General features: G+C 64.8%; 18 protein-coding genes. 6 read left to right on the top strand and 12 right to left on the bottom strand.

Annotation, left to right across the window (positions count from 1 at the left end; translation table 11 throughout):
• Nucleotides 1–53: 53 nt before the first annotated feature.
• Nucleotides 54–263, bottom strand: coding sequence for a hypothetical protein (locus tag DFR51_RS18845; protein WP_126494957.1), 210 nt, complete (start codon nt 261–263; stop codon nt 54–56).
• 260 nt (nt 264–523) lie between these two features.
• Between DFR51_RS18845 and DFR51_RS15345 the strand changes: the two genes are divergently transcribed.
• A complete protein-coding gene (locus tag DFR51_RS15345; RefSeq protein WP_121052808.1) occupies nt 524–1018 on the top strand; it encodes a MarR family winged helix-turn-helix transcriptional regulator in 495 nt (164 codons plus the stop codon).
• On the opposite strand, the gene proC is transcribed toward DFR51_RS15345, so the two are convergent.
• Entirely contained in the window at nt 1015–1818 is an 804-nt protein-coding gene (gene proC / locus DFR51_RS15340; protein ID WP_121052806.1) for a pyrroline-5-carboxylate reductase, read from the bottom strand. The genes DFR51_RS15345 and proC overlap by 4 nt on opposite strands.
• A gap of 105 nt (nt 1819–1923) precedes the next feature.
• Between proC and DFR51_RS15335 the strand changes: the two genes are divergently transcribed.
• Nucleotides 1924–2256: a hypothetical protein gene (locus tag DFR51_RS15335; RefSeq protein ID WP_121052804.1), complete on the top strand. Its 333-nt coding sequence runs from the start codon at nt 1924–1926 to the stop codon at nt 2254–2256.
• A gap of 57 nt (nt 2257–2313) precedes the next feature.
• Here DFR51_RS15335 and DFR51_RS15330 read toward each other — a convergent pair whose 3' ends face one another.
• The 4 genes from DFR51_RS15330 to DFR51_RS15315 all read right to left on the bottom strand — a co-directional run bounded on the left by DFR51_RS15330 (nt 2314) and on the right by DFR51_RS15315 (nt 8486).
• On the bottom strand, nt 2314–5769 hold the full coding sequence (locus DFR51_RS15330) for an indolepyruvate ferredoxin oxidoreductase family protein (protein WP_121052802.1): 3456 nt from the start codon (nt 5767–5769) through the stop codon (nt 2314–2316).
• Between the two features lie 196 nt (nt 5770–5965).
• Nucleotides 5966–6301 carry a 2Fe-2S iron-sulfur cluster-binding protein gene (locus tag DFR51_RS15325; RefSeq protein WP_121052800.1) on the bottom strand — a complete coding sequence of 112 codons (336 nt, stop codon included), beginning with the start codon at nt 6299–6301 and terminating at the stop codon, nt 5966–5968.
• Nucleotides 6298–7458, bottom strand: a complete 1161-nt coding sequence (locus tag DFR51_RS15320; protein ID WP_243446572.1) for a cysteine desulfurase family protein — start codon at nt 7456–7458, stop codon at nt 6298–6300. The genes DFR51_RS15325 and DFR51_RS15320 overlap by 4 nt, the downstream gene beginning before the upstream one ends.
• Complete coding sequence (locus DFR51_RS15315) at nt 7422–8486, bottom strand: cysteine desulfurase family protein (protein ID WP_243445444.1); 1065 nt, start codon at nt 8484–8486, stop codon at nt 7422–7424. The genes DFR51_RS15320 and DFR51_RS15315 overlap by 37 nt, the downstream gene beginning before the upstream one ends.
• A gap of 97 nt (nt 8487–8583) precedes the next feature.
• Here DFR51_RS15315 and DFR51_RS15310 point away from each other — a divergent pair, with 97 nt between their 5' ends.
• Nucleotides 8584–9231 carry an alpha/beta hydrolase gene (locus DFR51_RS15310; RefSeq protein ID WP_121052796.1) on the top strand — a complete coding sequence of 216 codons (648 nt, stop codon included), beginning with the start codon at nt 8584–8586 and terminating at the stop codon, nt 9229–9231.
• A 60-nt stretch (nt 9232–9291) separates the two neighbouring features.
• On the opposite strand, the gene DFR51_RS15305 is transcribed toward DFR51_RS15310, so the two are convergent.
• Together DFR51_RS15305 and DFR51_RS15300 are read right to left on the bottom strand one after the other, a co-directional pair.
• Nucleotides 9292–10377: a branched-chain amino acid aminotransferase gene (locus DFR51_RS15305; protein WP_121052794.1), complete on the bottom strand. Its 1086-nt coding sequence runs from the start codon at nt 10375–10377 to the stop codon at nt 9292–9294.
• Between the two features lie 105 nt (nt 10378–10482).
• Nucleotides 10483–11568: an anhydro-N-acetylmuramic acid kinase gene (locus DFR51_RS15300; protein WP_121052792.1), complete on the bottom strand. Its 1086-nt coding sequence runs from the start codon at nt 11566–11568 to the stop codon at nt 10483–10485.
• A 32-nt stretch (nt 11569–11600) separates the two neighbouring features.
• Here DFR51_RS15300 and tyrS point away from each other — a divergent pair, with 32 nt between their 5' ends.
• Nucleotides 11601–12824: a tyrosine--tRNA ligase gene (gene tyrS, locus DFR51_RS15295; RefSeq protein WP_121052789.1), complete on the top strand. Its 1224-nt coding sequence runs from the start codon at nt 11601–11603 to the stop codon at nt 12822–12824.
• An 8-nt stretch (nt 12825–12832) separates the two neighbouring features.
• Here tyrS and DFR51_RS15290 read toward each other — a convergent pair whose 3' ends face one another.
• From DFR51_RS15290 to recG, 3 genes are read right to left on the bottom strand one after another with little or no spacing between them, the layout of a single operon-like run.
• Complete coding sequence (locus tag DFR51_RS15290; RefSeq protein ID WP_121052787.1) at nt 12833–13231, bottom strand: GFA family protein; 399 nt, start codon at nt 13229–13231, stop codon at nt 12833–12835.
• A 17-nt stretch (nt 13232–13248) separates the two neighbouring features.
• On the bottom strand, nt 13249–13755 hold the full coding sequence (locus DFR51_RS15285; protein WP_121052785.1) for a tetratricopeptide repeat protein: 507 nt from the start codon (nt 13753–13755) through the stop codon (nt 13249–13251).
• Between the two features lie 24 nt (nt 13756–13779).
• Nucleotides 13780–15843: an ATP-dependent DNA helicase RecG gene (gene recG / locus DFR51_RS15280; protein ID WP_121052783.1), complete on the bottom strand. Its 2064-nt coding sequence runs from the start codon at nt 15841–15843 to the stop codon at nt 13780–13782.
• 86 nt (nt 15844–15929) lie between these two features.
• Here recG and DFR51_RS15275 point away from each other — a divergent pair, with 86 nt between their 5' ends.
• Both DFR51_RS15275 and mfd read left to right on the top strand, forming a co-directional pair.
• Entirely contained in the window at nt 15930–16202 is a 273-nt protein-coding gene (locus DFR51_RS15275; protein WP_121053156.1) for an FAD assembly factor SdhE, read from the top strand.
• Nucleotides 16199–19675 carry a transcription-repair coupling factor gene (mfd, locus tag DFR51_RS15270; protein ID WP_121052781.1) on the top strand — a complete coding sequence of 1159 codons (3477 nt, stop codon included), beginning with the start codon at nt 16199–16201 and terminating at the stop codon, nt 19673–19675. The genes DFR51_RS15275 and mfd overlap by 4 nt, the downstream gene beginning before the upstream one ends.
• A gap of 19 nt (nt 19676–19694) precedes the next feature.
• On the opposite strand, the gene DFR51_RS15265 is transcribed toward mfd, so the two are convergent.
• Nucleotides 19695–21506, bottom strand: a complete 1812-nt coding sequence (locus DFR51_RS15265) for a DUF885 domain-containing protein (RefSeq protein WP_121052779.1) — start codon at nt 21504–21506, stop codon at nt 19695–19697.
• Between the last annotated feature and the right edge of the window lie 48 nt (nt 21507–21554).

Here is a 21554-nt window from a genome sequence, read left to right as displayed (position 1 = left end):
CCCGTCAACTCGCCCCTGCCCCATATCGAGACAGGTAGCGGCGCAGCCTGTGCTTAATCTGAAAGAAGAGCTTCAACGGCCTTCAGAGTTTCGTCGTCGATGCGCTCAAAATCCACTTCATTGCGATCCTGCGCAAAGAGAGCGTTATCAGCATGATAGCGCTGATAAGCACTGCTCGCCTGGCCCTGTGAGACGGGAGAGGGAGTAACAATGAATACGGCAGAAATACAGAGCGCCGCCAGAGCCTGAACTCGCAATTTCATACTACATGCCTGTGCCTGGGGACGGGACAAGGTCCCAGCCTCTTTTTTTATCAACTTGCATTCCCCAACCGCGAGCGGAACTAAAGCGCAAGTATTACAAAATCAAGTCGTTAAAAAATCGTTCCGACCGGAAGTTCAGTTTAAGGGCTGAGGTGTGACTCAGTTCACACATCCACGATTGCGTGCATCAAAGCCATAACCGGTGCGTACCGATTTTTCGCACCTTCTCCCGAGGCGTGATCCATGCAAGATACGTCAATATGGCTGACTCTTTCATGCCTCCGTCACCGCTGTTCCTTCGCGAGGCTGAGGTTCGCCGCGGTATTGAGCTTCTGTATTTCGGCTATTCCAGCTTGATCAAGCGGGCAGACGACAAGCTCGCCGGCACGCCCTATGGCCGTGCACATCACCGTGCACTGTATTTCGTGGCGCGCCAACCTGGGCTCACTGTCTCGGAGCTTTTGCGACTGCTCGACATCACCAAGCAATCGCTCGGGCGGGTGCTGACCGATCTTCAGGAGGGCGGTCTTGTCGAGCAGAAGGTCGGCGAGCGGGACCGGCGGCAGCGCCGGCTTTTCCTGACCGAGGCGGGCAAGACGTTCGAGCATGAGCTCTTCGATCTTTTGCGCCGTCGCATGGCCGAGGCCTACGCGGAGGCCGGGCAGCAATCGGTGGGCGGTTTCTGGTCGGTGCTGCGCGGGCTGCTGCCGCCTGATCTGCGTGAGGCCGTGGGCGACCTTCAGCAGGGCGATTAACGCCCTTCCGCAAGTTCCTTCGAGCGCGCGGCCGCAGCGCGGACGGCGGCGCGAACCATCGCAGGAAGGCCAGGGTCCGCATCAAGCGCTTCGAGGCCAGCCTGCGTCGTACCGCCCGGCGAGGTGACGGCAGCGCGGAGATCGCGGGGACTGCGCGGGTCGACCTCTGCGAGAGCCGAAGCGCCGACGACCGTGGCGCGGGCGAGCTTTTCAGCGAGTTCCGGCGGGAGGCCCGCGGCTTCGCCGGCCGCGGCAAGGGCTTCGATGAAGCGGAAGACGTACGCCGGGCCGGAGCCGGAGACGGCAGTGACGGCGTCGAACTGGTTTTCTGATTCGAGCCAGACGACCGAGCCGGCGCGTTCGAAGAGTGCCTCGACCGAGACGCGTGCGGCTTCGGGGAGGCCGTTGGCATAGAGCGCGGTGACGCCCTTGCCGACGGCGGCGGGCGTGTTCGGCATGGCACGAACGGGCACGGCTTCACCCGCGAAGGCAGAGAGATCGGCGAGCATCGTGCCAGCCATGATCGAGATGACGACCGTTTCCGGCCCCACAAGCGCCGGGAGTCCGGCGAGCGCGGTCGGCGCGACCTGCGGCTTTACCGCAAGCACGACCACGTCGGGACGCGGCAGCACGCCCGCAGGCAGTGCGGAAAGATGCTCGACGCCATCAGGCAACTGCGGCGAACCTGGATCCACGACCACGATGGTTTCTGCCGCATCCGTCCAGCGGGCGAGCAGCGCGCTCCCCATGTTACCGCAGCCAATCAGCCACAGCGTTCGAATTTTGTTCTCGTTCTGCATAATCGATGCGCTCCTTAACCAAGCACGGAGACAACCGCAATCGTGTCTTTCGGAACCAACGGGGCGGCGCGGTGTTATGGGGGGACCGAGGATAAGGAGATCGCTATGCATTCCAGGGTTTTTCGAATCGCCACCGCGGCTGCGGCAATGACGGCGTTCAGCGCACTTGCCGCCTGCAACAGCCCAGCTGAGCAGAAGGCGGAAGACCGCGCAGACGCCATCGAAGATCAGGCTGACGCGATGCGCGATAGCGCGGATGCGCAGGCGGACCAGATGGAAGACGCTGCGGACAACATGGACCCGACGCTGGACGGGGTCGATTCGACCACCGAACAGTCGATGGAGAACAAGGCTGAAACCGTTCGCGAAGCGGGCGAAGCGAAAGCCGACGCCATGGAAGACAAGGCTGACGCCGTCCGCGACGCCGCCGACCAGTAAAGCGCGGTCTCACTCAACAAAAAGCCCGGTGGGCCCTGCTCACCGGGCTTTTTTTGCTCATGCTGCCTGCCGGAGCTCCTCGCCCGGCCACTTCGCCCAGAGAGCCGCAGCGCGGGCCGCGACTTTCTTCACCGCCTCTTCCTTGACCGGGCCGTAGCCGCGAACGTCGAGCGGCAATGACGCGATGGACGTGGCTAGCGCGATGTTGTCGGCACGAAGACCGGCGACCAACCGATCAAGATCAGCCTCGAACGCGGCAATAGCCGCGCGCTCGTCCTTGCGCTCCTGCGAATAACCGAAGACGTCGAGCGGCGTGCCGCGCAGCCCCTTCAGCTTCGCCAGCACCTTGAACACCGGCATAATCCATGCGCCAAACTCGTATTTCTTAGGGCGCCCCGTACGCGGATCAGGACGCGCGAAGAGCGGCGGGGAAAGCTGCACCTTCATCTTGTAGTCGCCGCCGAATTGCTGACCGATCGCCGCGGCGAAACGGCCATCGGTATAAAGGCGGCCGACTTCGTACTCATCCTTGTAGGCCATGAGCTTGTAGAGCGAGCGCGCTGCCGCCTGTGTCAGGCATTCGCTGTCCGGGCTCGCAGCCTGCTCAGCTGCGCGCACCGCCGCGATCCGGGCGGCATAGCGGCCGGCGTAGTCGGCGTTCTGATAGGCCGTGAGGTCGTTCACGCGGCGGGCGACAAGGTCATCCAGTGTTTCGGAAAGCGGCTCTGCCGCCGGCCCCTTGGCCTCCTCGACCATCGCCAGCACTTTGTCCGGCCGGTGCGCGAGCAGCCGCCCAAGCGCGAAGGCGCGCTTGTTGAAGGGAATGGCGACACCATTGAGGTCGATCGCCGCATCGATGCTTTCCAGCGCGAGTGGAACAAGGCCCTGCTGCCACGCGTAGCCGAGCATCAGCATGTTGGTGCCGATGGCATCACCGAGCAGCGCGGTCGCGATCTCGTCGGCCTTCACGAAGGTTGTGGCGTTGGGGTTCGCAACCTTGCGGATCGCACGCTCGATGGCCGCATTCTGGAAATCGAGATCGCGGTTCCGAACGAAATCGCTGACCGGCGAAATGTTCGCGTTCGCGACCACCGCCGTACGGTTCGGCAGCATCAGATTCTGCGCGGCCTTGTCCACCGCAACCACCGCATCGAACGCAAGCACGAGGTCCGCCGAGCCGGCGATAATGCGCGGGCTGAGCAGCTGATCGTTGCGATCAGCGAGGCGAACGTGGCTGTAAACCGCCCCGCCCTTCTGCGCGAGGCCCGCCATGTCGGCCGTTGTCGACGCCTTGCCTTCGATATGCGCGGCCATGCCGAGCAGCGCCGAGATGGTGAGCACGCCGGTGCCCCCGATCCCGGTGACGAAGATGTTGTATCCGTGGCCGGGCGCGTTCAGCGCAGGCTGCGGTACATCCGACAGGTCGACATCCGCCGACTTGGCCTTTTTGATCTGCGCGCCTTCAACGGTGACGAAGCTGGGGCAGAAGCCCTTCAGGCACGAGAAGTCCTTGTTGCAGCTCGACTGGTTGATGCGGCGCTTGCGGCCGAATTCGGTCTCCACCGGCTCCACCGACACACAGTTCGACTGCACCGAGCAGTCGCCGCAGCCTTCGCAGACAGCAGTGTTGATGAACACGCGGCGATCGGGATCGGGGAACTTGCCCTTCTTGCGGCGGCGGCGCTTTTCCGCGGCGCAGGTCTGGTCGTAGATGATGACCGTGGTGCCCTTGGTCTCGCGGAACTCGTTCTGGATGGCGGGAAGATGATCGCGGTCCTTCACGGGCACGCCGGAGACGGTTTCACCTTCGTAGCGCGACATATCCTCGGTAAGGACGACGACCTTCTTCGCGCCTTCGGCCAGCATCTGCGCGGCGATCTGCGCCACGGTGATGTCACCGTCGTGCGGCTGTCCGCCGGTCATCGCAACAGCGTCGTTATAAAGGATCTTGTACGTGATGTTGACGCCCGCCGCGATCGACTGGCGCACGGCGAGAATACCGGAGTGGAAATAGGTGCCGTCGCCGAGGTTCGCGTAGATATGCGGCTCGTCGACGAACGGCGCTTCACCGATCCACGGCACGCCTTCCCCACCCATCTGCGTGAAGTTGCCGGTCTCCCGGTCCATCCACATCGACATGATGTGACAGCCGATGCCCGCCATTGCACGGCTGCCTTCCGGCACCTTGGTCGAGGTGTTGTGCGGGCAGCCCGAGCAGAAGTAAGGCGCGCGCTTGATCGGCGGCGTGTAGCTTTCCGACGTTCTCGCCCGCTCTTCGAAAAAGGCGAGGCGGGCGCGAATTCGTTCCGTATCGTGATATTTCTGGATTCGGCTAGCGATCACGTGCGCGATCATGCCGGGGGTCAGCTCGTTATCCGGGCTGAGCAGCCATTCGCCGCGCTCGTCCTGCTTGCCGACGATGCGGGGACGCACGTCCTCGCGCCAGTTGTAGAGCTGCCAGCGAACCTGATGCTCGATGAACTCGCGCTTTTCCTCGATGATGAGGATTTCCTCGAGCCCTTCGCAGAACTGGCGGATGCCGTCAGGCTCCAGCGGCCAGGGCATACCGACCTTGTAGATGCGAAGCCCGATATCGCGTGCCACGTGCTCGTCAATGCCGAGCGCATCCAGCGCTTCCATCGTATCGGCATAGGCCTTGCCGGTGGTGATGATGCCGAAGCGCGGACGCGGCGTGTCCCACACCGTGCGATCGATGCCGTTCGCCTTTGCGAAGGCCATCGCCGCAAAGCCCTTGTAGCGCTGAAGGCGCGTGTCTTCTTCGCGCCAGATGTCGCCTTCGCGGATGCCGAGACCGCCTTCGGGCATTTCGAAGTCGCCGGGCACGATGATACGGCGATGCTCTTTCGCAAGGTCGATTGTCGCGGAGGTTTCGACCGTGTCGGCGGTCGCCTTGAAGCCGACCCACGTGCTGGCGAAACGCGACATGGCGATGCCGAGCAGGCCGTATTCGACATATTCATCGACGCTCGCCGGGTAGAGGAACGGCACAAACGCGGCGAGAAAATTGTGGTCCGACTGGTGCGGCAGCGTGGAGGACTTGGCGCCGTGGTCGTCGCCGACGAGGGCGAGGACGCCGCCGTGCTGCGAGGTGCCTGCGGCGTTCGCGTGCTTCAGCACGTCCATAGCGCGGTCGAGGCCCGGGCCTTTACCGTACCAGATGCCGAACACGCCATCGAACTTGCGGTGCGGATTGAGTCCGACGTGCTGCGTGCCCCAGACGGCGGTGGCGCCAAGCTCTTCATTGACGCCCGGAACGAAACGAACGTCCTGCGCTTCGAGGAGCTTCTTCGCCCGCCAGAGTTCCTGATCGTAGGTGCCGAGCGGCGAGCCGCGATAGCCCGAGATGAAGCCTGCGGTGTTGATGCCGGCGGCGCGGTCCCGTGCTTTCTGGATGAGGGGAAGCCGGACCAGCGACTGCACACCGCTCATGAACACACGCCCGTCTTCGAGCAGATACTTGTCGCTGAGCGTGATGGCGGGCTTGGTGGCCATGTATCGATTCTCCCTCAATAGGTCAGTTATACTGCCTTATCCTTTTTCGCGCAAGATTGTTACAACGCCTCAAAGTCGCATTTTTGGCCGATACGGGCACCAAAGTCCCCATTATGAGCAGGTTTAACCCAAAACTTTTTATTGATTGGCAGAATTCTTCTCCGACCCTTTCCAATCACCGAAAGAAAGACAGAATCTAGCGACTTTGCATGTTCACCGCGCCGGCGGGCATGCGCATCTCAAGCTCCGCCAAGTCTTCAGCCGTGTAAAGCTGGCAGGCGAGCCGCGAGTTGCGCGTGACGCCGTAGGCGAAATCGAGCATGTCCTCTTCCTCCACGCTTGGGCGCGGCAGCAGAGCTGCATGCCGCTCCGCGACGATGACGTGGCAGGTGGAGCAGGCCATCTGGCCTTCGCAGACGCCTTCCAGCGGCTGATCATGCAGCTGCGCGATCTCCAGCACACGCTCGCCCGGCGTGGCTTCCACCTCGACGACCTTGGCGCCGTCCGCCGATATGAACCGTACCAACGTCACGCCGCTGTCCTCCGCTGCATAAGCACCGCCTCTTCAATCATTGCAGCAGCGGCGCGCACCTCGTCTTCGGTCGAGAAACGTCCCCAGCCTATACGGAGGCTCGCCTTTGCCTGCGCGCGGCTGAGCCCGAGCGCTTCGAGAACGTGGCTGTGCCGCCCCTTCGCGCTTGCGCACGCAGCGCCCGATGAGATGGAGAGACGGCGGAGGTCCGCGATCAGGCGGTCGCCATCCAGCCCTTCGAAGCGCAGGTTGATGTTGCCGCGCCAGCGGTGCGCGGTGCTGCCGTTGATGACCTGGGGCACATGGAGCGCGGCAAGGAAAGCCTCCCACAGCGCTTCGGCATGGGCAGCATCTTCCTCCATGCGCGCGCCCGCGATCTCTGCGGCCTTGCCGAAACCGACAGCAAGCGGCGTGGCGAGGGTGCCGGAACGAAGGCCGCCCCCTTCCTGCCCGCCGCCGTGCATCTGCGGTTCGAGATCGAGACCGGGGCGGAGGACAAGCGCACCGATGCCCTTTGGCCCGTAAATCTTGTGCGCCGACAGGCTGATGAGATCGATGCCGAACCCCGGCATGTCGAGCGGGATCTTGCCGAAGCCCTGCGCAGCGTCGCAGTGGAACAGCGCGCCGGCGGCGTGAGCGGCAGCAGCGATCTCAGCGATCGGCTGAACGACGCCGATCTCGTTGTTGACCGCCATGACGGAAACGAGCGCCACATCGGGACCGAGCGCGGCTTCGAGGGCGGCGAGATCGATGAGGCCGTCCGCGCCGACGCCGAGCACTGTGAGCACGAAACCGCGCGCTTCGAGATAGCGCGCAGTTTCGAGGACGCAGCTGTGCTCCGTGGCGACGGTGACGAGGCGACGACGCGCGGCGCGGGCCATCACGCCCTTCAACGCGAGGTTATTTGCTTCGGTCGCTCCGCTTGTGAAAACAACGGATTCCGGCTGAACATTCAGAAGCTGTGCGAGTTGGCCGCGGGCGACGTCCACGGCCGCTTCCGCCTCCCAACCAAAGCGATGATTGCTGTGCGGGTTGCCGAACTTCGCCGTCCAGAAGGGCTGCATCGCGGCGACGGCGGCGGGATCAGCAGGCGTCGTCGCCTGATAGTCGAGATAGATGTTCATGCCGCCTGCCTTGCCGAGGCGGCGACTTCCCATGCCGCGCAGAAGGCATCGATTTCAGCCTCGGTCGTTGTCCAGCCGAGGCTGACACGGATGACCTCCGCAGCCGCAGGGCCCATGCCCATCGCGGCAAGCACATGGCTGGCACCGACCTTGCCCGAGGAGCAAGCCGAGCCGCTGGAAACGGCAATGCCTGCCATATCGAACCGGATGAGCTGGGTGGCGGCGGGAACGCCCGCCATGCGGATCATGCTCGTCGTCGGCAGGCGGGGCGCGGACGCGGCGACGATTTCGGCACCTAGGGCCGCGAAGCGCGCCTCCATACGATCCCGCAGTTCGCCTGCGCGGGCGAGCCAATCCGTGTCCGCGCGGCGAGCTTCAAGCGCTGCTGCAAAACCGGCGATGCCGATGAGGTTCTCGGTGCCGCCGCGAAGCCCGCGCTCCTGCCCGCCGCCCCTCTGGATCGCAGAGAAGTCGTCGGCGCAGCGCACGACAAGGACGCCGACGCCCGGTGGACCGCCGAGCTTGTGCCCTGAGAGGACCACGAAATCGGCTGGCGGAAGCGGCAGTTTGCCGGCGGTCTGTACCGCATCACAAACGACGCGCGCACCGGCGGCGTGGGCAGCTTCAACGATCTCGGCGATCGGCTGGATGACGCCGGTTTCGTTGTTGGCGTGTCCAACGGCGAGAAGATCGCCGGCCTCCAGCGCCGGAAGCCGGGCGAGGCCGTTTGCGTCAACAGGAACGATCTCCGCGTCCGGCGCAGCGGCGAGGACGGCGGCGTGTTCGGTCGCAAGGACGAGGCGGCGGCTCGCCTTCGCACCGTTCAGCGCGAGGGCCAGCGCCTCGGTGCCGCCGCTCGTGAACACGATCTGCTGCGGAAAGGCGCCAAGTGCGGCGGCGATGCGGTCGCGGCAATCTTCCAGAAGCGCCTTCGCACGGCGCCCTTCGGCATGGACGGACGACGGATTGGCCCAGGCGCGGGCTGCCTCGGCCATCGCCTCTGCCGCACACGCCGACATCGGTGCGGTGGCATTCCAATCGAGATAGATACGCTGCGTCAAATCACTACCTTGCCATCCCCGCGACTCATTCATTGAGTTCGGAAGGGTGTTTCCTATATAGGGATGCGCTTTCACGCGCACAGTATCAGGACCATAGATGCCCGAAGTGATTTTCCCCGGACCGGAAGGCCGGCTCGAGGGACGCTATCAGCCCGGCAACAAGCCGCGCTCACCCGTCGCCATTCTACTCCACCCGCACCCGCAGGGCGGCGGCACGATGAACAACGCCATTGTGCAGGCGATGTACCAGTCGTTCGTGCGGCGCGGCTTCGCAACGCTGCGTTTCAACTTCCGGGGTGTCGGCCGCAGCCAGGGTACGTTCGACCAGGGCGTCGGCGAGCTTTCGGACGCAGCGAGCGCGCTTGACTGGCTGCAGCAGTTCAATCCGGAAGCGCCCGTCACCTGGGTTGGCGGCTTCAGCTTCGGCGCGTGGATCGGGATGCAGCTGCTGATGCGCCGCCCGGAGATCAAGGGCTTCATTTCGGTAGCACCGCCCGCGAACATGTACGACTTCGGCTTCCTTGCCCCCTGCCCCTCGTCGGGCCTCATCGTGCAAGGCCTTGCCGACGAAGTGGTCGCGCACGGCGCGGTTCAGAAGCTCGTCGACAAGCTGAAAACCCAGAAGCACATCACGATCACGTATGAGACCGTTCCCGGCGCGAACCACTTCTTCGCGAACGAGATGAACGAACTGATGGGCGTGATCGACACTTACCTCGACATGCGGCTCGCGACGGACCGCTAGGAAACGCACAAAAAAGCCCCCGGCCTCGCATGAGACCGGGGGCTTTTTCTTTGCCTGTGATCAGGCGACCTTGCGAATCCAGCCGCGCTCGTCGTTCGACTCTCCACGCTGGATGCCGACGAGCGCCTCGCGCAGCTTCTGCGTGACGGGGCCCGTCGTCATGCCGTCACCGATGGTGAACTCGCCGCCCCGATAGCGAACCGTGCCGATCGCTGCGACGACCGCCGCGGTGCCGCACGCGAACACCTCGCGCAGACGACCGCTTTCCGCGTCCGCCTTCCATTCATCGAAGCTGTAGGGCTTTTCTTCCACCTTGACGCCATCTGCCCGCGCGAGCTCGATGAGCGACGCGCGCGTGATGCCGGGGAGGATCGTGCCGAGCGGCGGGGTGATGATGCTGCCGTCTTCCATCACGAAGAAGACATTCATGCCGCCCAGTTCCTCGACCCAGCGGCGCTCGGCCGCATCGAGGAACACGACCTGATCGCAACCCTGACGGATCGCCTCCGCCTGCGCGATGAGGCTGCCGGCATAGTTGCCGCCGCACTTCGCCGCGCCGGTGCCGCCCGGCGCCGCGCGCGTGTAATTGTCCGAAACCCAGATCGTGACCGGCTTGTCGCCGCCCTTGAAATAAGGACCGACCGGGCTCGCGATCACGCAGAAGATATAGTGCGCGGCAGGCCTGACGCCGAGAAACACCTCGTCCGAGAACATGAACGGGCGGAGATAGAGGCTGCCTTCGCCGTCCGGAATCCAGTCGCGGTCGAGGGCGACGAGCTTTTCCACCGCCTCGACAAAGAGCTCTTCAGGAATGCGCGGCATCGCCATGCGGTCCGCCGACTCGTTGAACCGGCGCGCGTTCTCTTCGGGGCGAAACATGGTGATCTCGCCGCCACGACCGCGGTACGCCTTCATGCCTTCGAAGATTTCCTGCGCGTAGTGCAGCACGGCCGCCGCCGGATCGAGCGCGAAAGGCGCACGGGCACGTACTTCGGCGTCGTGCCAGCCTTTGCCCTCGCTCCACTCGATCGTCACCATGTGATCGGTGAAAAGCTTTCCGAATCCCGGGTTTTCAAGCAGCTTCGCGCGCTCCGCGGCGGGGACCGGAGTCGCGGGGGTAACGCGGAATTCAAGACCGGATGTCATCGATTTCTCCTTAAAACTCGTTCAGGCCGCGGTCCCAGCGACGACTCGCGCGCTTTGTTAGAAAATTGCGCGACCCTTTGGCAAGCCATCCGCCATACAGAAGCGTCAGGGCTGGATGATGACGCCGCCCACGGTGGGCGCCGGTACGCCCGTGGTGCCGGGGAAGCTAATGGGGAGGCCGCAGAGGCGGCGAACCGCCATGTAGGCGAAGCCTTCTGCCTCCATCGCGTCGCCGCGCCAGCCCACAGCCTCCACCGGGTCGGTGGGAACACCCGTGCGCTCTGCGAGCATCCGCATCAGCGTGGCGTTGTGCCGCCCGCCGCCGGTGACGAGCAGCCGCGCGGGAGGCACCGGAAGATGGGCGAGTGCCAGCCGGACGGTTTCCGCCGTGAACGCGGTGAGCGTCGCTGCTCCATCCTCGAACGACAGGCCGCTGACGGCATTCAGCGAGAAATCATGCCGATCGAGCGACTTGGGCGGCGGAACGTCGAACCAGTCGAGCGTCGTCATGCGCGCCAGAACATCCTCGTGCACGTGACCGGACGCCGCGATCGCGCCGCCCGCATCATGGCTGAGACCGCGCGCGGCCAGCACCCAATCATCGATGAGCGCGTTGGCCGGGCCGGTATCAAAAGCGATCATCTGATCGTCCGCGCCAAGGAAAGTGACATTGCCGACGCCCCCAAGATTGAGAACGGCGATCGGCCCGCCAAGCGCCGAGGCGAGCGCACGGTGATAGACGGGAAGCAGCGGCGCCCCCTGCCCGCCCGCCGCGACGTCCGCCGATCGAAGGTCGGCAACCACCGGGATGCCGAGCGCACGGGCGAGCACGGCGCCGTCGCCGATCTGCCATGTCCAGCCGCGTTCCGGCCGATGCGCAATGGTTTGGCCGTGGAAGCCGACGACGTCGGCGGAGGCGCCATCCAGCAGCGCGCGCACCGCTTCGGCGTGCAGCGCGGTGATCTCTCGCGCGGCATCATCGATAACCGGGTCCGCGCCGGGCGCATCCACGCCAAGCGCACGTTCGATGGAGGCACGGAGCTTTTTGCGCGTGTCTTCACCATAGGGAACGCTGAGAAAACCGAGCGGGCGGACGTGCCCCTCGCCGTCCGTTTCGATGAGCGCGGCGTCGATTCCGTCCATCGACGTGCCGGACATCAGGCCAACCGCGCGATAAAGCCCGCTACTCATACGCTCACCCTCATGCTATGCGCCCGGCCGCTATGACCCAATTCAAGTCCGATCTCCTACGCCTGCTCGATGCGCGCGGCTATATCCATCAGCAGACCGACGCGGCGGCGCTCGATGCGCTTGCGATGAAGCAGGTCGTACCCGGCTATATCGGCTTCGATCCAACGGCGCCCTCGCTGCATGTCGGCAGCCTCGTGCAGATCATGCTTCTACGCCGTCTTCAGCAGACCGGTCACAAGCCGATCGTGCTGATGGGCGGCGGCACCGGCAAGATCGGCGACCCGAGCTTCAAGGACGAAGCCCGGCGGCTGATGACGACCGAGACGATCGCGAGCAACGTCGCCTCGATCAAGCGCATCTTCGAGAAGTTCCTGACCTTCGGCGACGGCCCCACCGATGCCGTGATGGTCGACAATGCCGAGTGGCTCGACCGCCTCGAATACATCCCGTTCCTTCGCGACATCGGCCAGCACTTTTCGGTGAACCGGATGCTGAGCTTCGATTCGGTGAAGCTGCGCCTTGAGCGCGAGCAGTCGCTGAGCTTCCTCGAGTTCAACTACATGATCCTGCAGGCATACGACTTCCTCGAACTCTCGCGCCGCGCCGCCTGCCGCCTGCAGATGGGCGGATCGGACCAGTGGGGCAACATCGTGAACGGTGTCGAACTCGCGCGCCGCGTGGACGGCACCGAAGTGTTCGGCGTGACGACGCCGCTCATCACCACCGCCGACGGTGGCAAGATGGGCAAGACGATGGCGGGCGCCGTGTGGCTCAACGAGGAGTCGCTTCCCGCCTACGATTACTGGCAATTCTGGCGGAACACGCATGATGCCGATGTGGGGCGCTTCCTGAAGCTGTTCACCGACCTACCGCTCGATGAGATCGCGCGACTGGAAGCGCTGGAAGGTGCTGAGATCAACGCCGCCAAGGAAACGCTCGCGAACGCGGCGACGGCGATGTGCCGGGGCGAGGACGCAGCGCAGGGCGCAGCGGAAACCGCGCGTGCGACATTTGCCGAAGGCCGCGCGGGCGAGGATTTGCCGCACATCACCGCGGCGGGCGCGATCCCGCTCGTCGATGCGCTCGTCGACCTCGGCCTTTCCGCTTCCAAGGGCGAAGCGCGGCGCCTGATCACGCAGGGCGGCGCGCGCGTGAACGGCGAAGCCGTGACGGATGCCACCGCGACGGTTTCAGGCGCAGGCGCGGTGCGCGTGTCAGCGGGGAAAAAGCGGCACGGCGTGGTGAACTTCGGCTAAGACTGCCATCAGTGCGGCCGGGGCGGTACCGTAGTGAACTGCGGGGCACTGTCGGCGATGTCGTAGTAGTCGCCCTTTTCGGCCGTGTGGACGTGCACGGCAAGGCGCGTGTTCGTCGGCGTATTGAAGGCACCCATCGCAATCCCCATCCAGTCGCGGCCGACCGGATCCCAGAACAGCGATGAACCGCAGGTCGCGCAGAAGCCGCGGCGTACCCTTTCGGAGGACCGGAACCAGCGGACGTTTTCCGCACCGCTGATGGTGAGGGCCGAACGAGGCACATCGGTCGACACGAAAAAGTGGCCCGACTGTTTCCGGCATTGTGTGCAATGACAGCCATCGGGCCCGGGCAGATCACCCTCCACCGTGAAGCTCACCGCACCGCACAGACAAGACCCCGTGTGCACCTTCGAAAGCCTCCGACTTATCGCTCCCGCTGCGCGCGCGGGCGCCAGTTGTGAACCTCCTCGCCGATCTCTGCCCGGGTTTCGCGACTGAGAGATCTGCCGAGTGTCGTGACCCGGATACGGCCGGACGCCTCGGCGCTGCGGTCCCCCCCGGTCGTGGCGGCAAGCGCCCAGAAATAGGCATCGTCGACGTTTCGGCTGACACCCTGCCCGTGCGCGAAGGCATCCGAGAGCGCAATCTGCGCGGGGCCGTAGCCTCGGCTGGCCGCGCGGTGGAACCATCCGGCAGCAACGGCTGCGCTTGCCCGAACGCCTTGCCCCTTCGCATACATGACGCCAAGCATGGTTTCGGCAATCGCCGAGCCATGCTCTGCAAGGCGTTGGAAGCCCCGCCGCGCCGTACGGTAATCGCCCGTTTGATAGGCCGACATCGCGCCTTCAAGCCGCGCGGACGCCCAGTCCATCCCAGCGAGGGACGGCGTCGCCAGTGCGAGCAGCAGCGCGATAGTAAGCTGTGTCTTCATCTCTTCTGGCGCTGTCGCAAACAGCTAGCCGGAACGCAAGAGGCCGACGGCGGCATCACGTCCGAAGAGATAGAGAAGAATGCGGGCTGCCTCGCCGCGCGGGCCGGAAAGTCCGCCTTCGTGCTCGACGAGCAGACGGGCGTCGTCGCGCGCCGCCTCGACCAGCGCGCCAACCTGTTCGGGCGTAGCGATACGGAACTCCGGGTCGCCGGACTGGCGGACACCAAGCAGTTCGCCGCCGCCGCGCAGCTTCAGGTCTTCCTCGGCGATTTCGAACCCGTCGTTCGAAGCCTTAATGAGGGCAAGGCGCTTTCGCGCTGTTTCCGAAATGTGCGGCGCGCGGACGAGCAGACAAATCGACCGCGCGGCACTCCGCCCGACACGACCGCGAAGCTGGTGAAGCTGGGCGAGGCCGAAGCGCTCAGCCTGCTCAATGATCATCAGACTCGCCTCCGGCACGTCGACGCCGACCTCGACGACGGTGGTGGCGACGAGAAGCTGAATGCGGCCGGCCTGGAAATCCGCCATCACGGCGTCCTTCTCCGGCCCCTTCATGCGGCCGTGGACGAGGCCCACGATGGGTCCAAACCGTTCCTTCAGCATGGCGTGGCGGGCGTCGGCGGCGGCGAGATCGCCCGCGCCTTCGCTCTCCTCGACAAGCGGGCAGACCCAATACGCGCGCCCGCCATCGGCGAGCAGGCGCCCCACCCCCTCTACGACCTCTTCAAGTCGTTCCTGGCTGATGACGCTGGTTCCTACTGGCGTACGGCCCGGCGGCATCTCGTCAAGCTTCGAGATGTCCATCTCGCCGTACTGCGTGAGCGTGAGTGTGCGCGGAATCGGTGTTGCGGTCATCACCAGCATGTGTGCGGTCTTCTCCGCTTTGTCCGCCAGCATCAGGCGCTGCGCGACGCCGAAGCGGTGTTGCTCGTCGACGACGACGAGGCCGAGGTTTTTGTAGTCCACCGCCTCCTGAAAGATCGCGTGGGTGCCGACGAGAATCTGGATCTCCCCCGCCGCGAGGTCGGCAAGGATGGCCTTCCTCTGCGCGCCTTTCTCGCGGCCGGTGAGGATTTCGGCGCGGACGCCGATGCCGTTCAGCAAAGCCGCGATGTTCGCCATGTGCTGGCGCGCGAGGATCTCGGTGGGGGCGAGCATCGCCGCCTGCGCACCCGCCTCTACCGCGCCGAGCATGGCGGCGAGCGCGACCAGCGTCTTGCCCGAACCGACGTCGCCCTGCAGCAGCCGCAGCATCGGCGCGGACTGGGCAAGATCGCCGGTAATCTCGGCAACCGCACGCTGCTGGGCGCCTGTGGGGCGATACGGGAGCGCGCGGAGCATGGCATCGATGAGGCGGCCATCACCCCGGAGCGGCAACGCGCCCTTGCGGCGCGATGCTTGCCGCATCAGGAGGAGTGCGAGCTGGTTTGCGAAAAGTTCGTCGTAGGCAAGCCGGTCGCGCACTGTGCGATCATTGGCATGGGCGGCAGCGAGCGCTTCGTGCCAGCGGGGCCAGCCGCGCTGGCGCACGAGCGAACCGCCCGCCCACTCGGGCAACTCCGGCACGCGCTCCAGCGCGTGTTCGACGAGCGTGCGAAGTCGGCGGTTCGTGAGCCCTTCGGTGAGGCCGTAGACGGCTTCGCGCTCGGGAATATCTCCCGCCTTTTCAAGCACCACGACATGATCGGGATGAACGATCTGGAGATTTTGCCCGAAGCGGTCGAGCCGTCCGCTGACAACGCGGCGCTCGCCGACAGGCAGGAGCTGGCGTGCATAGCCGCCGCGATCGGTGAAGAACACGATATCGAGCAGGTTTCCGTCTCCATCGCGTGCCCGAACACGCAGCGGCGACTTGGGCCCGCGCGTCTCGTGACCCACAACATCGACAGCGAGTGTGACGACCTTTCCTTCCAGTCCGCCGTGGACGGAATCGATCCGCAGGCGCTCGATCTCGCCCGTCGGCAGATGAAACAGGAGATCGATGACGCGCGCTATCTCCAGCCGCTCGAGCTGACGCTGAAGCGCTGGACCAACGCCTTTCAGCGCCGCGATTTCCGCGAACAGGGGGTTGAGGATATCGGGCCGCATGGTATCTCGCTTCGCGAACTGACTAACCCCATGCAGCGGGAGGCGCAAATGCGCTTTCCGCTTATCGGCTATTGGCGAAAACGCAGATGACCACCCCACTAGACGCGCGCCGGCGGCGGCTCCACTTCCGCGCATGGCACCGCGGCACCAAGGAAGCCGACATCATGATCGGCAGCTTCACAGACCGCTATCTTGCAGGCTGGAGCGACGCTGAGATCGCGTGGATGGAAGCGTTCCTCGAAGAGGACGACGTGGAGATCATGGCGTGGGCGATCGGCACGGTCGAAGCGCCGGAGCGGTGGCACGGAGAGCTGCTCAACACCCTGAAGCGGCTCGATTTCATGGTGGCGCCGGAGTGAAGAATTACGTTGAGGTCATTGCCAAGGCGAACACGCCGCTGACGCTGGCGAGCGCGCCCGCCGGGTTCCAGCCTTGGCTGCTCGCGGACCTTGCGCGCGCCGCCTTCGCGAAGGGCGCGCGTGCCGTGTTCATCGCGCCTGACGACCTTGCCGCGCACCAGTTGCTCGATGCAGCGCACTTTTTCGCGCCGGAGGTTGAGACGCTCTACGTCCCGGCGTGGGATTCGCTGCCCTACGATCGCGCCTCCCCCTCTCTGCGTGTCGCGGCGGAGCGTGTGGCGGGGCTTGCGGGACTGCTGAGACCGCTAAAAACGCCGCAGCTTGTCGCAACCACGGTGAATGCACTCATCCAGCGGACGCTGACGCCCGAGCGGCTGGGCAGGCTCTCGGCCCGCATTGCGCCGGGCGAACGCATCGACCGTGATGCGCTCTCCGAAATGCTCGTGGCCAACGGATACGTGCGCACGGACACGGTGATGGACGCGGGCGAGTTCGCGGTGCGCGGCGGCATTCTCGACCTGTTCCCGGCGGGCGGCGAACACGCGCTGCGGCTCGACTTCTTCGGCGATGAGATCGAGACGCTGCGGCTTTTCGACCCCGCAAGCCAGATGACGAGCGGCACGAGCGCGGGGTTTGATCTGCTGCCGGTCTCCGAGGCGCTGCTTTCGACCGACAGCATCCAGCGGTTCCGGCGTGGCTATGTGGACCGCTTCGGTGCAACCGCGACCAGCGACCCGCTGTACCAGGCGGTGAGCGACGGGCGGCGGCTCGCAGGCATGGAGAACTGGCTACCGCTGTTCGAGGACGGTCTTGGCACGGTGCTGGACTATCTGGGCGCGGGCGACATCATCGTGCGCGACGAGGGCACGAGCCTTGCCGCCGAGCAGCGCTTTGCTGCGATCGACGATTATCACGGCAACCGCGTCTCGGCGATGACGCGCGAGCCGGGCAGCTACCGACCGCTGCCGCCCGACGCGCTCTACCTGACCAAGGCCGAGTGGGACGGGATGCAGGAGGCGCGGCGCATTCACCTCGCGACCCACTTCGCGCGGCCGGATGAGGACGGCGTGATCGACCTCAGCGTAACGGCAGCGCGCGACTTTGCGCCCGAGCGGGCGGCGCAGGCGAATATCTACGAGGCGGTCGGCACGCATGTCGCGGCGCTGCACCGGGACGGCAAGCGTGTCGTGCTTGCGAGCTACACCGAGGGCTCGCGCGACCGTCTGCGCACGCTGCTCGGCGACCATGGCTTCGGGCCGCTGCACATCGTGGAGAACTGGCAGGAGGCACTGGGTGCCGCCAAGGGCGGCGGCGCGGCGATGGCGGTGCTGCCGATCGACCACGGCTTCACGACCGCTGACGTTGCGCTCGTTTCCGAGCAGGACATGTTCGGCGACCGGATGGTGCGGCGCGTCAAGCGGGCGCGCAAGGCCGACGCCTTCATGGACCAGATCTCCATGATGACACCGGGCGATCTCGTGGTGCACGCCGACCACGGCATCGGGCGCTACGAGGGGCTGACCACGATCGAGGTAGGCCGGAGCCCGCACGACTGCGTGCACCTTTCGTACGCGGGCGGCGATAAGCTGTATGTGCCGGTGGAGAACATGGACGTTCTCTCGCGCTATGGCTCCGACTCCGAGGGCGTGGCGCTCGACAAGCTGGGCGGATCGAGCTGGCAGGCGCGCAAGGCGCGGATGAAGGAGCGGATTCGCGAGATCGCGAACGAACTACTCAAAGTAGCTGCACAGAGAGCGACTCGGCCGGGGAAGGTTTTCGAGGCGGAGGCGTCTACTTTCGGGGCGTTTGTGGACCGCTTCCCTTATGCGGAAACCGACGACCAGCTGCGCGCGGTGGACGATGTGGTCGCCGACCTTGCCGCCGGGAAGCCGATGGACCGGCTGATCGTTGGCGACGTCGGCTTCGGCAAAACCGAAGTGGCGCTGCGCGCGGCGTTCGTGGGCGCGATGGCGGGGAACCAGGTGGCGGTGGTCTGCCCGACGACGCTGCTTGCGCGCCAGCACGCGCAGAACTTCCGCGAGCGCTTCGACGGACTGCCGGTAAAGGTCGGCCACCTTTCGCGGCTCGTTTCGGCGAACGAAGCCGCCCAGACGCGCGCGGGCCTTGCGGACGGCAGCGTCGATATCGTCGTCGGCACGCACGCACTTTTATCGAAGAACATCAATTTCAAACGGCTCGGTCTTGTCATCGTGGATGAAGAGCAGCGCTTCGGCGTGATCCACAAGGAACGGCTGAAGCAGCTGAAGACCGACGTGCACGTGCTGACGCTGACGGCGACGCCGATCCCGCGCACGCTTCAGATGGCGATGTCAGGGCTGCGGGACATGTCGATCATCGCGACGCCGCCCGTCGACCGGCTCGCCGTGCGTACCTACGTGATGCCGTGGGACGAAGTGGTGGTGCGCGAAGCGCTGCTGCGCGAGCACTATCGCGGCGGCCAGAGCTTCTTCGTGACGCCCCGGATCGCCGACATTCCGGAAATCGAAGAGTTCCTGCGCACGCACGTGCCAGAGGTGAAGTACATCGTCGCACACGGGCAGATGAGCTCGAGCGAGGTCGAGGAGCGCATGTCCGCCTTCTACGACAAGCGCTACGACGTTCTGGTTTCGACGACGATCATCGAATCCGGGCTCGATATTCCGAGCGCCAATACGCTGGTGGTGCACCGCGCCGACATGTTCGGACTCGCCCAGCTCTATCAGATCCGCGGCCGCGTGGGCCGATCGAAGACGCGCGCCTACGCCTATCTGACAACGCCCGCGAACCACTTGATCACCGAAACGGCCACGAAGCGGCTGCAGGTGCTTTCCAACCTCGATACGCTGGGCGCGGGCTTCCAGCTTGCGGCGCAGGATTTAGACATTCGCGGCGCGGGCAACCTGCTTGGCGACGAGCAATCGGGCCACATCCGCGAGATCGGCTTCGAACTGTACCAGGACATGCTGGAAGAGGCGATGCTCGCGGCCCGCGCCGACGCGGCAGGACTCGACCGGCCGCGCGAGGCGTTCAGCCCGCAGATCGCGGTCGACGCGCCGATCCTGATCCCCGAGAGCTACGTGGGCGACCTCAACCTCCGCATGGCGCTGTATCGCCGCCTCAATGACATCGACGAGGTGGCGGGTGTGGAGCCCTTTGCCGCCGAGATGATCGATCGTTTCGGGAAGCTGCCGGATGAGGTGAGCAATCTCCTGAAAGTTATTGAAATCAAACTTCATTGCAAAGCTGCAAACATCGAGAAGCTGGAGGCCGGTCCCAAGGGTGCGCTGATTGCTTTCCACGCCGGCAGCTTCCCGAAGCCCGGCAAGCTGATCGAGTTCGTGCAGAAGAACGCTCAGGTTGCGAGGTTGCGCCCCGACCACAAGCTGTTCATCGGCCGCGACTGGCCAAACCCGGCATCGCGGCTTCAGGGCGGGCTCAACGTAGCGCGCGCGATGGGGAAGCTCGCCGGATAGCCGCCGCGATCAGCGCGTCCTAGCGGCGCTTCGCGGCGATGTACTGATCGACCTGTTCCTCGAGCACGTTCAGCGGCAGGGCGCCTTCGCTGAGGACGGCTTCGTGAAATTCGCGAATGTCGAAGCGCTGCCCGAGCTCGCGCTCGGCGCGGGCGCGGAGTTCCGCTATCTTGAGCTGGCCGACCATGTAGCTCGTCGCCTGACCCGGCCAGTTGAAATAGCGATCGACCTCGCGCGCGATGTCGGTATCCGACACCGAACTGTTGGCGCGAAAATAGGCGATCGCCTGATCGCGCGTCCAGCGCTTCGAATGGATACCGGTGTCGAGGACCAGTCGGATCGCCCGCCAAACCTGAAGCGAGAGCATGCCGAACCGTTCGTAAGGGCCTTTGTACGCCCCCATCTCGTCCGCCAGCCTTTCAGAATAAAGGCCCCAGCCCTCGATATAAGCGCCGTAGCCGCCAAACATGCGGAACTTCGGAATGCCCGTCAGCTCCTGCTGACGCGCAATCTGGAAGTGGTGGCCGGGCGCGCCTTCATGCACGGAGATTCCGGCGACCTGCACCTTCTGCGTCTGGTTCATATCAACGAGATTGACGTAGTAGATGCCCGGCCGTGAACCGTCCGCCGAGGGCTGATTGTAGAACGCGGTCGGCGCGGTCGCTTCGCGCCATTTTTCCACCGCACGCACCTCCAGCGCGGCCTTGGGCAGCACACTGAAGTAACGCGGTGCGACATCCATCACCGACGCGATCACTGCCCGCGCATCCTTCAGATAGGTTTCGCGGCCCGCATCGGTATTGGGATATTTGAATTCGGGGTCGGTGCGGATGTGATCGAAGAACTGATTGAGCGTGCCCTCGAACCCAACCTCGCGTTTGATCGCCTCCATCTCCTGCCGGATCGCCGCAACCTGCTTCAGCCCCAGCGCGTGAATCTGATCCGCCGTGAGGTTCGTCGTCGTCGCGCTTTCAAGCTGGTCTGCATAATAAGCGTCGCCGCCGGGCAGGCTCCAGACCCCGAAATTGCCTTTCGACAGGGGCGCGACCTCGTCGATCGCTGCGATCAGCACGTTGTAGCCGGTGCGGAGCGGGCCTGTCAGCGCCGCACTTGCATCGGCAAGAAGCTTTTCCTTCACCGCCGGCGGTGCATCCAGAGCGCCGACCTTCTTGCGGAAATCGGCCATCAGCGTTGAATCCGGACCGCTGTCGAACGGCGCCCCCACGAGGACTTTTCCGGCGTCGGCGCGTGCGGGCGCGAAATTCACTATGTTGGGAACAACGCCCTGCGCGGCCTGCTCCCGCATGTTTGCCGCAACCTCCCGCATCACGCGCTCGGTATCGCGCAGGCGGGCGATATAGGCCTCCGCATCCGCCACGGTATCGACCTTGTGGTTGTTGATGAGAAGCACCGGGATATCCCCCGCCGGACTGCCGTTGGTCGTGACCGGGAAGCGCAGTTTTCGAAACGCGAAAGCCTTGCGGCTCCGCTCCACGTCATATTCGAAAAGGCGGAAACTGATTTGCGCGCCCTTGCTGAGATGCTCGGGCCGGAAGCGCGCGCGCATCTCCTTGAGCTGGCGCTCTGCAAGCGCTTGCTCGCGCACCGCAGCGGCATCCGTGTAGTCATTGAGCCGGTCGTTGTCGGTCTTGAGTCCGAGCTGCGTCAAGGTTTCGGGCTGGAGGCTCACGCGCTCGTCAAACGCCTGATCGAGGAACTGGAGCAGCGCCGCATCCTGAACATTTTCAGGCGCTGTCTGCGCGATCGCCGGAACAGGAGCAAAAGCGAGCGGCGTGGCGCAGGCCAGCAGCAGAGCAAGAGTGAAGCGCATGAGTTTCTCCTGTCGAATGCCGGATTTTCGCGTACCGAATTGAACGCG

Origin of the sequence: Sphingosinicella microcystinivorans (assembly GCF_003634215.1) — a bacterium.
Taxonomy (GTDB): Bacteria; Pseudomonadota; Alphaproteobacteria; order Sphingomonadales; family Sphingomonadaceae; genus Sphingosinicella; species Sphingosinicella microcystinivorans.
This window is presented reverse-complemented; position numbering and strand designations above follow the sequence as displayed.

Bases quoted from the DNA above. Each gene is read 5' to 3' on its own strand.
- DFR51_RS15330 (WP_121052802.1), bottom strand. From the start codon at position 5,769: ATGGCCACCAAGCCCGCCATCACGCTCAGCGACAAGTATCTGCTCGAA.
- DFR51_RS15285 (WP_121052785.1), bottom strand. From the start codon at position 13,755: ATGAAGACACAGCTTACTATCGCGCTGCTGCTCGCACTGGCGACGCCG.
- DFR51_RS15310 (WP_121052796.1), top strand. From the start codon at position 8,584: ATGCCCGAAGTGATTTTCCCCGGACCGGAAGGCCGGCTCGAGGGACGC.
- DFR51_RS15335 (WP_121052804.1), top strand. From the start codon at position 1,924: ATGCATTCCAGGGTTTTTCGAATCGCCACCGCGGCTGCGGCAATGACG.
- proC (WP_121052806.1), bottom strand. From the start codon at position 1,818: ATGCAGAACGAGAACAAAATTCGAACGCTGTGGCTGATTGGCTGCGGT.
- DFR51_RS18845 (WP_126494957.1), bottom strand. From the start codon at position 263: ATGAAATTGCGAGTTCAGGCTCTGGCGGCGCTCTGTATTTCTGCCGTA.
- recG (WP_121052783.1), bottom strand. From the start codon at position 15,843: ATGCGGCCCGATATCCTCAACCCCCTGTTCGCGGAAATCGCGGCGCTG.
- DFR51_RS15305 (WP_121052794.1), bottom strand. From the start codon at position 10,377: ATGACATCCGGTCTTGAATTCCGCGTTACCCCCGCGACTCCGGTCCCC.
- DFR51_RS15345 (WP_121052808.1), top strand. From the start codon at position 524: ATGGCTGACTCTTTCATGCCTCCGTCACCGCTGTTCCTTCGCGAGGCT.
- DFR51_RS15320 (WP_243446572.1), bottom strand. From the start codon at position 7,458: ATGGGAAGTCGCCGCCTCGGCAAGGCAGGCGGCATGAACATCTATCTC.
- DFR51_RS15265 (WP_121052779.1), bottom strand. From the start codon at position 21,506: ATGCGCTTCACTCTTGCTCTGCTGCTGGCCTGCGCCACGCCGCTCGCT.
- tyrS (WP_121052789.1), top strand. From the start codon at position 11,601: ATGACCCAATTCAAGTCCGATCTCCTACGCCTGCTCGATGCGCGCGGC.
- DFR51_RS15300 (WP_121052792.1), bottom strand. From the start codon at position 11,568: ATGAGTAGCGGGCTTTATCGCGCGGTTGGCCTGATGTCCGGCACGTCG.
- DFR51_RS15275 (WP_121053156.1), top strand. From the start codon at position 15,930: ATGACCACCCCACTAGACGCGCGCCGGCGGCGGCTCCACTTCCGCGCA.